Source organism: Gilvimarinus sp. DA14 (assembly GCF_024204685.1).
Taxonomy (GTDB): Bacteria; Pseudomonadota; Gammaproteobacteria; order Pseudomonadales; family Cellvibrionaceae; genus Gilvimarinus.
Genome location: NZ_CP100350.1, coordinates 2,862,851 through 2,876,037, shown reverse-complemented (window position 1 = coordinate 2,876,037; position 13,187 = coordinate 2,862,851). Strand labels below are relative to the sequence as shown.

12 protein-coding genes are annotated in these 13,187 nt (G+C 52.8%); 6 read left to right on the top strand and 6 right to left on the bottom strand.

Going from position 1 to position 13,187, the window contains the following annotated elements:
* Nucleotides 1–1,554 carry a cation:proton antiporter family protein gene (locus NHM04_RS12565; RefSeq protein WP_254264133.1) on the bottom strand — a complete coding sequence of 518 codons (1,554 nt, stop codon included), beginning with the start codon at nucleotides 1,552–1,554 and terminating at the stop codon, nucleotides 1–3.
* 165 nt (nucleotides 1,555–1,719) lie between these two features.
* Here NHM04_RS12565 and sugE point away from each other — a divergent pair, with 165 nt between their 5' ends.
* The 5 genes from sugE to NHM04_RS12540 are packed head-to-tail and all read left to right on the top strand — an operon-like array spanning nucleotide 1,720 to nucleotide 3,535.
* Nucleotides 1,720–2,034, top strand: coding sequence for a quaternary ammonium compound efflux SMR transporter SugE (sugE, locus tag NHM04_RS12560; RefSeq protein ID WP_254264132.1), 315 nt, complete (start codon nucleotides 1,720–1,722; stop codon nucleotides 2,032–2,034).
* Nucleotides 2,035–2,042: 8 nt separating this feature from the next.
* Complete coding sequence (locus tag NHM04_RS12555) at nucleotides 2,043–2,411, top strand: PH domain-containing protein (RefSeq protein ID WP_254264131.1); 369 nt, start codon at nucleotides 2,043–2,045, stop codon at nucleotides 2,409–2,411.
* 11 nt (nucleotides 2,412–2,422) lie between these two features.
* The gene (locus NHM04_RS12550) at nucleotides 2,423–2,731 is read left to right on the top strand and encodes a hypothetical protein (RefSeq protein WP_254264130.1); all 309 of its coding nucleotides are present in this window, start codon (nucleotides 2,423–2,425) and stop codon (nucleotides 2,729–2,731) included.
* A gap of 46 nt (nucleotides 2,732–2,777) precedes the next feature.
* Nucleotides 2,778–3,350 carry a porin family protein gene (locus NHM04_RS12545; RefSeq protein WP_254264129.1) on the top strand — a complete coding sequence of 191 codons (573 nt, stop codon included), beginning with the start codon at nucleotides 2,778–2,780 and terminating at the stop codon, nucleotides 3,348–3,350.
* Nucleotides 3,350–3,535, top strand: coding sequence for a CPXCG motif-containing cysteine-rich protein (locus NHM04_RS12540; protein WP_254264128.1), 186 nt, complete (start codon nucleotides 3,350–3,352; stop codon nucleotides 3,533–3,535). Before NHM04_RS12545 ends, NHM04_RS12540 begins: the two co-directional genes overlap by 1 nt.
* A 2-nt stretch (nucleotides 3,536–3,537) precedes the next feature.
* Here NHM04_RS12540 and NHM04_RS12535 read toward each other — a convergent pair whose 3' ends face one another.
* Nucleotides 3,538–4,074, bottom strand: a complete 537-nt coding sequence (locus NHM04_RS12535) for a glutathione peroxidase (RefSeq protein WP_254264127.1) — start codon at nucleotides 4,072–4,074, stop codon at nucleotides 3,538–3,540.
* Between the two features lie 102 nt (nucleotides 4,075–4,176).
* On the opposite strand from NHM04_RS12535, the gene NHM04_RS12530 reads away from it, so the two are divergent.
* On the top strand, nucleotides 4,177–4,902 hold the full coding sequence (locus NHM04_RS12530; RefSeq protein ID WP_254264126.1) for a 16S rRNA (uracil(1498)-N(3))-methyltransferase: 726 nt from the start codon (nucleotides 4,177–4,179) through the stop codon (nucleotides 4,900–4,902).
* A 10-nt stretch (nucleotides 4,903–4,912) separates the two neighbouring features.
* Here the strand turns inward: NHM04_RS12530 and NHM04_RS12525 are convergent, their stop codons facing one another.
* Genes NHM04_RS12525 through NHM04_RS12510 form a run of 4 tightly spaced genes read right to left on the bottom strand, consistent with a single transcriptional unit; the run spans nucleotide 4,913 to nucleotide 13,184 of the window.
* Complete coding sequence (locus NHM04_RS12525; protein ID WP_254264125.1) at nucleotides 4,913–5,434, bottom strand: hypothetical protein; 522 nt, start codon at nucleotides 5,432–5,434, stop codon at nucleotides 4,913–4,915.
* Nucleotides 5,431–5,919, bottom strand: coding sequence for a chemotaxis protein CheW (locus tag NHM04_RS12520; protein WP_254264124.1), 489 nt, complete (start codon nucleotides 5,917–5,919; stop codon nucleotides 5,431–5,433). The genes NHM04_RS12525 and NHM04_RS12520 overlap by 4 nt, the downstream gene beginning before the upstream one ends.
* Nucleotides 5,897–6,892, bottom strand: coding sequence for a chemotaxis protein CheB (locus NHM04_RS12515; protein ID WP_254264123.1), 996 nt, complete (start codon nucleotides 6,890–6,892; stop codon nucleotides 5,897–5,899). Before NHM04_RS12515 ends, NHM04_RS12520 begins: the two co-directional genes overlap by 23 nt.
* A gap of 1 nt (nucleotide 6,893) precedes the next feature.
* Nucleotides 6,894–13,184 (bottom strand): Hpt domain-containing protein, encoded by a 6,291-nt coding sequence (locus tag NHM04_RS12510; RefSeq protein WP_254264122.1) that lies wholly within the window; start codon nucleotides 13,182–13,184, stop codon nucleotides 6,894–6,896.
* Nucleotides 13,185–13,187: the final 3 nt, after the last annotated feature.

Below are 13,187 nucleotides of genomic sequence, written 5' to 3'. Positions count from 1 at the left end.
TCAGTTAGCTATCGAGTGCAGCTGCTCCTGCACATGCTCGGCCAGACCCACACCAGCCTCTGACATGGTCAGATAGGTTTCATTGGCACCGGCGGCATTAATTTTTTCCGCTTCATCCTGGAAAAGGGTGTGCGAGGCGATAAACCCCTGATAGCCTCGCTGACGCAATTGGCGCACGGAGATTATCTTTGCCTCGATGTCACTCATACTGAGGATCACCGCGCGTACACTATTCATTTCCAGCCCCTGCCAGAACACCTGATCCTCCGCATCGGCAAATAGCACGTTACGGCCCTCACTGCGATGACGTTCCACCTTGCCCGGATCTGAGTCCAGCGCGATAAGGCGAGGTATCCGATCTTTTAGTTGGTCATAGGCGGCAGTGCCCGTGCGCCCCATACCGAAAATTAATACTTCCGCCTCTCCCAGAGAGACCGGCTGCTGATCTGGATGATGAATATTGCGCTCAAAGCGCAGCAGTTTTTTTGATAACTTTTCGTAAAAAGGATGCGCTATGCGGTTCAAAGGCGCCGATATTACAAACGATACGGCGACCGTTAGCGCCAAAGGTACCAGCCATTGCGGCAACACAATCGCCGCCACAATCAAACCAAATTCGCTGTAGTTGGTCAGTGCTAAAGACGACAAAAAGGCGCTGCGCGCGCGCAACTTAAACAATACCAGCAAAAGGAAGAACATCGCGCCCTTTAGCGGCAAGACTATGGTGGCGGCCAAAGCCAAAATTAGAGCATCCATACCGGGCAAACCGCTCATGCCAATTTGTAAAAAGAAGCCCACCAAAAAGACTTCTTTGATACTCCAAAGCGAGTTCGACAACTCGGTGGCACGTTTGTGTTTGGCCAACAATACCCCAAACGCCAATGCACCCAACTCGGAACTAAGCCCCAAATACTCAAACCCCAAGCCGCCAACCACTAAGGCCAGCAACAGCCCAAGTAGCACCATTAACTCATCGTGGCCGCACACATCCAGCAACTTGAATAACACTGGTCGCAACAACGGTAACCCCAGTACTAATAAAGCCCAGGGTGACGGCGTAGATCCCCCTGCAACACTGATCACCAAAAGAGCGAGCAAGTCCTGTACTACCAGGATGCCAATGGCAACGCGGCCGTGAAAGGCCCGCAGCTCACGCTTGGAATCCAGCACCTTGGCAGCCAATACGGTGCTGGAAAACGACAGCGCCACCCCCAGCAACAGTGCCTCGTAATAGGAAACCTGCAGTAACACATAAACAGCGGGACTAAATAGCACTACCGCAAGCAAAAAATGCAGGACGCCACCACCAATAACTTCGGGCTGCACCAGGTTGCGTACTCTTAACTTGAGGCCTACGGTAAATAACAGTAACAGCACCCCCAGGTGAGCGAGGTGATTGATGACCTCACCACCGTATTCGGGCAGCTCGATAAACCGTCCCAACCCCGTAATCGCGAACCCAGCCGCCAAGTAACCCACAAGCGGCGGCAGTCCAATCGCCCGGACTGTCAGCCCCAAAGTAAACGCACAGGCAATCCATACAGCTTCCAACATAGACTTTATCTGTTCCTTTCAGTAACGTGTTTTAGTACTATAGCAACCTCAATTATCATCCAATACCGCCCATTTGGGTGTATTCATCAGTGACTACCGCCGGGACGACCCGCCGGATGCGGCCTTTGCCGACTACTTTAGGGGACGGCCCCTGGGAAAGTCACAATGTCATGGGTATTCTTACTCCTCGCAGGTCTGTTTGAAATTATCTGGGCCACAGGCCTTAAGTACACAGACGGATTCACTCGCCTCTGGCCCTCTGTCATCACCGCTGTAGCCATCGTTTTAAGCTTGGCGATGCTCGGACTGTCCCTGCGTCAGCTCCCTCTCAGCACGGCCTACGCCATTTGGTCTGGCATCGGTGCTGTGGGTACCGTAATGATCGGAACCTGGATATTTGGCGAGCACATGAGTGCTTTGCGCCTGGGATGCATTGCCCTTATACTCCTTGGCATTATCGGATTGAAACTAACCAACTAGGCAGGTTTATGAAAGAGCTCTACTCCGCTCACCCGGTTATGAAGGACAACCCCTTTGGCTTTCTATTGGCTGTTCTGCTGATCGCCGCTTTCGGTCTAGGTCTTATTATTCTGCTGATTTGGCACCTTAACAATAAGTCCTCCAAACTGGTAATTACCGAGTCTGACGTATTATTTGAGCAGGGCCTGTTAAGTAAGGAGCGCTCTGAGCTTAGCCTGAGGAGCATCCGTACCGTGAAGGTAAAACAGTCTTTTCTCAACCGGATTTTTGGTACCGGAACCGTAGAGCTCTACACCGCTGGCGACAACCCGGAGATTGTTGCTAAAGGCCTGCCCGATCCGAATACCGTGCGCGATATTATTAAAGCCAACGACTGAGCGACGCCACCATGAGCAGTGACGACAAGGACAAACGTCAAGCCAGAACCACGCTGATTGCGCTGGTTGTGGTACTTGCACTGGCGGTGGCTGCGGTTTTTGTGATGGTCCCGCTTATCGCCGACAGCGCCAGTGGCTTGTTTAGCGAAGGCATGGGCTTAAAAGACGCCGCCGTCGTTGCCTTTTTCGTCACAGTCGCACTTCTGGTAGTCTTCGCCATCAGCTCCGGCGACGGGCTCATCGGCGAATTACAATTTGTACTAGGAGGCTTTTTCTCTTTTTTTCTGGTGCTCTGGTTGATGATTGCCTGGATCTTTTAATAATTTTTCGCAACCGTCTATTTAAATCAACTACTGGTTACCCCCTATGAATTACCTCAAAAGTATCGCTGCTATTGCTCTACCATTGTCACTGCTGGCCTCACCAAGCCACGCCGACAACAACCGCGGCTTTTTCGCCGGTGCCGGCGTGTCTGCCGTTAATGTCGACGACAGCCCCGCGTTCGATAAAGCCAACCTGTGGCTGGGCGAGGTTTTTGGCGGCTATAAGTTTAACCCCTGGATCGGCGGCGAAGTCCGCTATGGTATGGGCCTAGGCGAAGAAAGGCTGTATTTGGACGAACCCTTCGAGTCTGCAGCGCTTGCAGCTGGCGACGAAGTTCTCATGGATATTGAGCATTACAGCGGCGTTTATTATCGCGCCGAGGCAGTCAACCAAACCGGACGTTTTTATGCCCTGTTGGGTTACGCCGATATCGAGTTCACCATGAAGGGCTCTGAGGTGAGCCATACGCTCTCTGAAGATGACTTTTCCTGGGGCCTAGGGGCGGGCTTTATTCTGGACCCGCATCTGAATCTCAACTTTGAATACCGCAATCTGGTGGATGTGGCCGAGTATCGTTTTACCACCATTACCGCTTCGCTCGACTATCGCTTTTAATGGATTTATTGACCGAGAAAAGCGTCAACTGCCCTTTTTGCGACGCCCGCCTGACTCTGCTGATTGACGAGTCGGCGGGCTCACAAACCTATACCGAAGACTGTCACGTTTGCTGCCAACCCATGGAAGTTAGCATCACTCAGGATGCAGACGGGAGCTTCTCGGTCAGTCTGCAGCAGGAGTAGTCTCACAAAGCGGCTTCAATGGCCTCTGTAAGCTCTTCACTATCAGGCTTAACCTTGCTGGAAAAGTGGGTAACGGACCCGTCCTTCGGGTTAATTAAGTATTTGTTGAAGTTCCAACCGGGCTCTTCAGCCTGCGCTGCCAACCAGTTGAAATAGGCATTTGCTTCATCACCGGTAACAGCGGTCGGTGCTAGCATCGTAAAGGTTACACCGTAATTGGTGTAGCAAATGGTCGCCGCCTCCTCTTCCGACTTAGCCGCTTGTTTAAAATCATCACTGGCAAAGCCCACTACCACCAAACCCTGACCTTGGTATTTCTTATGTACGGCTTCGAGCGCTTCAAACTGGGGGGTAAAACCGCAATGACTGGCAGTATTCACAATCAGTGCCGGAGCATCCTGCAGCAAATCACAAAGATCAATGGATTCAGCCGAGTGGAGCTTACGATACTCACCCTGCAAATGCTTCGGACACTGCTCAGCCACACTACTGAGCGGCAATACAAGTGCCAGCCACAAAACCGCGCATACAACTTTCATTTCTATCTCCTTCGCTAAATTGCGAACCTCTCGCCAAAATCCCATACCCGAACAGGTATTTGGTATGATCTTACGCCCAATCTGTAGTCGAAAACAGGTGTTATGAGAATTCCCAGAGTTTATGTCGATCAAGCGCTTTGTCAGGGGCAAGTCATTGTTTTAAGCGACAATGCAGCCCATTACGTTAGCCGTGTGCTACGTATGGGTGAGGGGCGACCGCTGATTTTGTTTAACGGCCAAGGAGGGGAGTATCACGGCCAAATTGTCAGCGCCGACAAGAAAGCTGTAAGCGTTGAGCTTGATACTTATAATCCAGATGACCGAAAGTCGCCGCTGGACATTGAGCTTGCGATCGGCTTGTCACGCGGTGAACGTTGGGATTTTGTGCTGCAAAAGGCCACCGAGCTAGGGGTTAGTCGAATTGTACCCCTATCTACAGAGCGCACCGAAGTAAAACTAAAAGGCGACCGACTGGAGAAAAAACAACAGCACTGGCAACAAATAGGCATCAGCGCCTGCGAGCAGAGCCAGAGAAACCGTCTGCCGGAGATCGCCCCACTGACCAATTTACTCGACTATATCGGCGAAGCCAAAGGAGCGGCCAAGTTTGTTCTGCACCATCGTGACAGCCAGGGACTGGCCGCCCAGCCCACACCGACAAGTGTCTCTTTACTGATCGGCCCCGAGGGAGGCCTAAGCGATGAGGAAATTACTGCCGCCCGGACTGCAGGGTTTCAGCCGCTGACGTTAGGGCCTCGAGTACTGCGCACAGAAACCGCGCCGATTGTCGCCATCAGCCTGGCGCAACATTTGTGGGGAGACCTGTAGGCATCTGTAATTATTCGCTGAGCGCTTCAGACACAACCAGCTGACGCCGGGTAGAAATATAATAAAAGTAGTAAGGGCGCAACAGCTCGGCTTCTGCGTCGCTGCAGGTGTCATCCTCTACCGACTCGGTCAAATCATAACTGAGTCGCAGACGTGCGCCGCGATCACCATACTCCTCGCCGATCACCGTTGTCAGGCTGAGAGACTCCTCGCACTGGCTATTATCGCGCTCGCCGAGGTCTATCAACACCACTTGGCCATCTTCAAAGTCTGGCTCATTTGCAGGTAGCGTATCAGTGTAACGGTCTAAAAAAAGCCAGTACTCCTCCTGCTCGCGAAAGACTAATATCTGCCTCTCGCCATCGATATCAAGCAGTGGCTGCTGACCGTCAATCACCTTGGTGACATTGATGCGTACAGCATCTGGATCCTCTTCAACGGGGGTGTCGGGATCGAAAGGTTCGTCTCTTTCAGCACCGCACCCACCCAAAGCAATGACCAGACCTGTCAGAAACCATGCCTTATAACTCATACCGCCTCGTGCAGATAATCCAGATAAGTTTGCTCTAGCCGTGCCACCGCAGGAATAACCGCCGTCTCTCCGGCCCAGCTGACCACCATATCGTCGTAGGCCTCGGGGCTAAGGTCATCGCGTTCGGATATTTCACTGGGCGTGATACGTGCCAAACGCGGCAGCCCCTGGGTTAGGATGGCAATAAAACCCAAATCTTCGCTAAGACCAGTAGTATTCAAAACCGCGACTCGAGCATTGCGAGCGGTCTCTGGCGCCTCGTGTCCGTTTAATACTTCAAGGGACATCAGAGGTACTGACAGTTCACGCCAGATTAACTGCCCCAGCAACCAGTCCGGAGCATTATCGATTGTTTCCAGCTCCCCTAAAGGCACGATTTCAGCAACCGTGACGTTGGGCATCAGCAGTAATTTGTCGCTCAGAGGCACTAGCAGGCTTGCGACCTCCTGCACCTGTTCGGTTTCAATGTGTTGCTGAGCTTTCATGGCTCTGCCGCTCCTGTAATAAATGTAAATGCTGCGCCAGCGCCTGCGCCAGCTCGCCGGGCGAGCCGGTGCGCTGGACACAACCCGTTTGCAATGCCGCCTGGGGCATGGAGTCTACAACACAAGAGTCCGGCTCCTGCGCCCACACCAAGCCATTATTTTGGGCGATTAAGCGGCTGCTGGCAGCGCCGTCATCCCCCATACCAGAAAAAATAATGATGCCGCCGCGAAACGCCCTGGTACGGGCTAAATTCGCCGCCAACTGATCAATAGAAGGCCGGTAGCAACCCTTCCAGGGCTCATCAAAGCGCATTAATGTTCCGTTATTTTGCACCTCTATTTTCGCCGCTGGATCTACCAGTGTCACAGTTCCAGCTTCCAATACATCACCTTGTTGCGCCAAACGCGCGCTATAACCGCATACCTTAGACACCATATTCAACAGCGCCGGAGAGTAACCTTCATTGATGTGCTGCAAGTACACGAAGGCGACATCCAGGCCATTGGGCAAAGCCTGCAAGAACTCAGACACAGCATTTGGACCGCCTGTAGATGCGGCCAATAGCCAAATGCTGGACGCCGGGCGTTGATACTGCAGGTTAACTTCGCCCTGCACACGCTGTAGGCGTGTTATGAGTCTATTCAGCCACTGTAAACGCTCGGCCGCACCGTCTCGCATCTCACTGCTGTCGCAAACTATCACGGGAATACTGGCGACCAAGGGAGCACTCAGTAAGACCTTCTCAACATCTGAGGATTTAATTCCCGTGTGATTTAAGTCTACCACCCAGGCATCTAAATTCTGAATTTGCTCCAGCTCGGCTAACACCGTGGCAGAGACGCCTGAGTTGTCGTCACAAGCGAGCAGCGCACTGTAATCTATCCTTTGCCCCACTTGCCCTACAGCGGTTTTGATCAATGCGAGCTTTGCTTCACTGTCGACTATTACGCCCAGTCGCAGCGCCAGCGACATCTCATTTCTCCCCGGCCTCGGTGATAAGCTGCTCGATATTCTGCAGCAGAGTATCTTCCTGGTATGGTTTACCCATGTAACGGTTAACCCCAAGCCCCAGGGCGCGCTCGCGGTGCTTTTCACCGGTGCGCGAGGTGATCATAATGATGGGCAAATGCTTCAGGCGCGAGCTGGTACGAATATTCTTTGCCACTTCAAAACCATCCATACGCGGCATTTCAATATCCAGTAGCATCACGTCCGGAATATGGTCTTGCAACAATAATATCGCTTCGGCCCCGTCTTTTGCGGTTATCACGTTGTAGCCTTCACGCTCAAGGAAACGACCGGTCACCTTGCGCACAGTTACCGAGTCATCGACAACCATAATAGTTTTTTCATCGTCGTCATCGGCGCTGCTGTATGGCTCTTGTTTGAACGGCTCCAGCAAAGTTGTTTCTGCCAAGCCAAGTGCCAGCTGTTCGCGAATCAGTGCGTGCAAATCGAGAATAACCACAACCGAGCCGTCACCCATTACGGTAGCCCCGGATACACCGCGAACCGCGCTAAACTGCGCCCCTAAGGTTTTCACCACAATTTCACGGCTACCCATCAACTTATCTACCTGCAGCGCCACAGTGTTTTCGGCACTGCGTACTAACACCACTGGCAGAGGTAGGGCCTGGCCATCCAGCTTCGGTAGCGCGTCGCTATCGAGCAACGACCCGAGATAACGCACCAGATAATTTTCTCCGGCGTACTCAAACCGCGCGCTTTCATCTTGATAGTAGTGTTCCAGCTCGAACGGACTGACACGCACAATACCTTCGATCGTGTTAAGCGGAATGGCGTAATGATCATCACCGATTTCCACCATCAGGGCACGGTTAACCGATACGGTAAAGGGCAGACGCACGGTGAACTCGGTGCCCTCGCCTAACGCCGAAGCGATAAACATGGCCCCCCCGAGCTGTTTAATCTCGGAGTGCACGACATCCATACCCACACCACGACCGGAGATTTGTGTCACCTTGTCGGCCGTACTGAAGCCGGCGTGCAGAATAAACTGCATTACATCCTGATCTGAAAGCTGAGCGTCACTACTCATCAAGCCACGCTCAATCGCCTTGGCACGCACACGCTCCAGATTAATACCGCGTCCGTCGTCGCGCAGTCGCAATACAACATCTCCACCTTCACGTGACAAACTCAGAGAAATGGTGCCCACTTCACGCTTGCCGTTCGCCTCGCGAACCTTAGCCGGCTCAATCCCATGGTCCACTGCATTGCGCAGCATATGCTCCAGCGGCGCAATCATGCGCTCCAACACCGAACGGTCCAGTTCACCTTCTACATTGTCTAACTCAAAACTGACTTCTTTGTTGAGTTCAGAGGCGGCCTGACGCACGATACGCCGCAGCCGCGGAACCAAACGCGAGAAAGGCACCATACGCGAGCGCATTAGTCCTTCTTGCAGGTCGGTATTAATGCGAGACTGTTGCAACAGTAAAGTTTCGGTATCGCGAGTTTTATCCGCGAGCGTCATGCGTAAATCCAACAAATCCGACGCTGACTCGACCAATGAGCGCGAAAGCTGCTGCAAAGCGGAATAGCGATCCATCTCCAAGGGATCGAAATCTTCATGCTGAGCCATTTGTTCCTGGCGAAATAGAATCTGTGCCTCGGTTTCAATATCCAGACGACGCAGCTGCTCCTGTAGGCGTTCGATGGTCGCATCCATCTCTTCCAGCGCCAGCCCCACATCGCCCACCTGCTCTTCAATACGGGCTCGGGCAATGGACGTTTCACCGGCGAGGTTTACCAGTTCTTCCAGCAACTCAGCAGAAACTTTTACGACCTCTTGCGGGCCGCTGCGCTTCGCTGCCAGATGCTGCGCCTGGGCAGCTGTGGTAGCTACCTGGGCGCCACTACCACCGCCGCCTGGCGACGGCTGACCGTTGAATGACGATTGCGGTTTAGCTTTGGGGGCAAAGGGGAGGACCTTGCCCGCGTCGCCAGCAAGCTGCTGGGTTCCGCCCGCTTCATCTGAAGTTGGTGCCGGCTCGTTACTTAGAGTATTGCTATCGTCCGCCGTTTTATCTGAACTAGACGAATCTTGTGTCGTTGGAGCAACCGGTATAGCCTCGCCGTTTAATTTAGCGCGTACAACGGTAACACCATGATGTATCTGATCCTGATATTGCACCAGCGCCGCGAAAGTTGGCTGGTCCATATCCTCAAGATTCATTTCGATTAAGCGAGTTTCAAACTCGTGGGTTAAATCCCCAAGTTCAGTCAGCCCTGCAAGCCTGGCACCGCCTTTTAGTGTGTGCAGGCAGCGTTTGAGCTCTTCGGCGCACTCACGGTTAGACCAATCTTCCTGCCAATCATGTAAAGCGCGCTCAATCTCTTCGCAAAGCTCCTCGGCCTCTTCCATAAAGATTTCGAGAATTTCTTCATCGAGCTCGTCTTCTACTTCAATATCGGCCGCAAAATCACCACTGGATTTCACCGAAAGCTGCCCAGAGCTATCCTGCTGCGACTGCTCGTGGCGACTGTCGGCAGTATCTTGTTGCGAGTCATCATCCAGAGGCTGCTCGTCGGTATTATCAACCGTTACCGGCGCAGAAGATGATTCAAAATCTTCTAACTCAACACCAGCAGAGGGAGCATCAAGCTCGGCATCCGATGACTCGCCTGCTGCGACTTCGGGCAAGTTATCGTGCGACTCAGGCTGCGGGATTTCGGCTTCGGCTTCGGCTTCGGCTTCGGCTTCGGCTTCGGCTTCGGCTTCGGCTTCGGCTTCGGCTTCGGCTTCGGCTTCGGCTTCGGCTTCGGCTTCGGCTTCGGCTTCGGCTTCGGCTTCGGCTTCGGCTTCGGCTTCGGCTTCGGCTTCGGCTTCGGCTTCGGCTAACAGGCTATTGCTCGCCGTGGCGCCGTCAAGCCAATGTGCTAATGCCGCGTCGATCTGAGGCGGTATGGGTTGCAAGTTTTGCCCCGCCGCTATGGCATCTACCATATCCAAAAGTGCAGTGTGGATATTGACAAGATCTGCACACAGACCGTCACTGCACTGCAACTCATTGCCAAGAACTCTCTGATAAACCTGATGTAACTTATCCCCTAAACTGGCCATAGGCGGTAAGTTCGCGTGCGCGGCGCCCCGCGTCAGGTTTTTCAGCTCATCGATAACCGGCAACAACTGCTCAAGGTTTTCGGGGGTAGATTTCCACTGTTCGATTAGCTGATCGGCATCGAGGAGTAGGTTCATCTCCTCAGCCATAAATATTTCTAGCAGCTCCGGATCAACCGGTCGCTTGCCATTAGCGTCGGCTTCCTGCAACTGTGCTAATGGCGCAACATAAATTTCCCGCAGCTCCGCAACGCGCGCCAAGTACTGTTCCAACTTGGGAATAACAACATCGCGCCCAGCACTGATATCGTCTAGCGCTGTACGGGTGTAATTCACGCCATCATGCAGAAGCTGCAAAATGTCATCATTAATGTTGACCTGGTAGCTGCGCAGTTCTTTAACAAATTTTTCCAGCGGTGTCGCCAACTCGGCGATAGGTGTTACCTCCGCCATATGCGCACTGCCCTTCAGGGTATGCAAAGCTCGCTGCATATCATCGCTGGGGGGCTCAAACAATGGCCGCGCCTCATCCATGCGCTCGATATAATCTTCTACGATCGCCAGATGCGCCAGAGCTTCGCTGCCAAAAATATCCCACAGCTGGCTATCATCGTCATCTTCGCTATCTACATCTTCGTGGAGGTGATGATGTTCACTGACATTATCCTCTGCTCCGCTTTGCAAAGCGGTATCCGTTGAGTCAAGCGCAGGCAGAACATGCAGGTCGTGGGGTACTTCGCCGCGGGAGAGTTGCTCGCCCTGTTCGCGCATCCGATTAACTAATTCGATTTGAGGTGTCGGTTGTTTGTCGGCGAAAGACTGAATCATGCCCGGCAACATGAGGCGGACATTTTCAATAAAAGTTACGTGTGCCGTTGCCGGTGCCACAGAACCGTCGATAATGCGGTTCAACATATTTTCCACGGCCCAGGCGAGCTCACCAATGTCGCTAGCGCCAACCATTCGACCACTGCCTTTTAGGGTGTGGAAGGCACGGCGAAATTCGGTCAGAGCCTCTGAGTCTTCAAAGCTCTGCGCCCAGCGGGGAAAGTACTCATTAATCGTCTCCGTTACTTCCTGAGCTTCCTCAACGAATATTTCAAGAATCTCTTCGTCAACGTCGTCTTCATCATCCTGCTGAAAGTCGGTTGCCAGAGCGCTCTCTACGGGCTCGCGCTCGTCCGCTTGGTGCACGGGGCTATCCAGAGATAGTTCATCTGCAGGGAATGGTTCATCAGCCATCTCGGTGCTAGCGTCAAGGGAGTAATCAATCTCTTCAATCTCGGCTGAATCTTCGTCTGCATCTGTCGTCGATTCGTCTCCATCCCCGAGCGCTGATGCGTAAGCACTTTGCAATTGATCTGCTAAATCTTCCTCGTTCTCGACCTCGACCTCGACCGTGTCGTCTGCCGATTCAGGAAGTCCTGCATCCGAATCAAGCTCGTTATTAGCTTCAGACTTATTTGAGGAATATTTGGTTACTGCGTAACCCAGCTCGGCCACACTTTCTTCAGCCACCAACAACAGCAGGTCGTTTTCCTCTTCGCTGCTCTCACCACCGAGACGCTCGAGATAATACTCCACGCTAGTAATGGCATCCGCCAAGGTGTCCAGGGTTGACCACTCCGGGGTAAGCTCTTGTTGTAGCAATTGCTCTTCAATATAGCGGGCGCAGGCGCCCAAAATTTTTGCCGGGCGCGGCAAAGGCAGCATGTCCAAACTGCCACGAATATCACGCAACATTTGTGGCACATTCACCAGATGTTCGCGATTCCACTGCGAAGCAATGTACTCAACGATCGCATCTTTGGCGTGTTCAAGGCCGTTGCGCGACTCTCGCATTACAGATGTTTTCGCATCTGACAGAGTTATCCCTGCCTGATCCTTAACCACCTTATTGGGGCTTTTCCCTGCGTTGGCTGCCAATACATCCAGCTCGCCTTCAATATCAATGATACGGCTGGCAACAGACATCAACTGATCGTGAGACAGCGCGCTATCGGCGTTCACGGCCAACTCCAGGGCCGCACCTTGCTCTAGGACTTCACGGCGTAAATCTCCCACGCCCAACACCGCCATGGTATCGGCAACGCGTTTAATAATACCAACTGCGTTGGCCAGAGAAGCGTTATCTCCGGCGCCAGCCAAACAGTTGTTGAGCGCCAATTTCACGCCATCCAGCTCGGCTTTAAGTGCGGCCACTACGGAACGCATCGCCTCTGGATCAGGTGCAGTAAATAAACCGTCACTGTCAGAGGTTTCCTTTGCCTCTAGTAGCGCGGTTTCCAAACTGTACTTGTCATAGACTTGTTTTAAAAAAGAGCCGCTGGCAAAGCCCGGTGCATGCTTGCCCGAGCGCGCCACATAGTACAAAAGGTTTTTCAGTAGCTCATTGTCGGTATAAACGCCGAGCGCTTTCACACCATGCACCGCCAGCACTTTGATTTCTCTGTCTAAGCGACGCAGTAAATTCTTCACCGACACACTGGACTCAACGGCATCCATTTCCAGTGCTTCGGCCAAAGCTACCGCGATTTCCCAGAGGCTCTGTCTAGGGGTACCACTGGTTAACCGGTACAGGCGCTGAAATGCCTTTTGCAAATAAGCGAGATTCTCATCGGCATTGACCGATTTAATAAAACCCGCTGCCGCGTACTGATACATCTGTCTAAGCTTAGCGACTGTGGCCTTAAACTGAGCGTCATCTTTTGCAACGGGCAGCACTTCGCCCGACACAGTTCTAGCCGGGGCTAGATCGGGCATAAATAAATTGGTATCTGACAATAGCGATTCGCCACGCACGGTGCGCAAATCGTTGAGCAACGGCAATACCACTAAAGGATTGTCATTGCGGCTTGTTTTCACCTGCTCGAGATAAATAGGAAACTGCAGAATAGCGCGCATTAATACTTCTGCGCCTTCGCCCGAGTTGGCGACTGCATCATTAATCATTGCCTGAGTGAGCTGCTCCATCTCTTCGGCCAACATAGCCGCACCGTGGAACTCAACCATCTGCAGACTGCCGCGCACCTGATGCACATGGGTAAGGCAAAATCTCAGCCTGGCTTTGTCGTTTGTGTCCTGGACATAGGACTCCAGCGACTGCCTGGCCTGCTTTAAGGTTTCAGCAATTTCATGAATGACCCAATCCAGAGCCGCGAAGTTGCGATTATCAGCCATCTA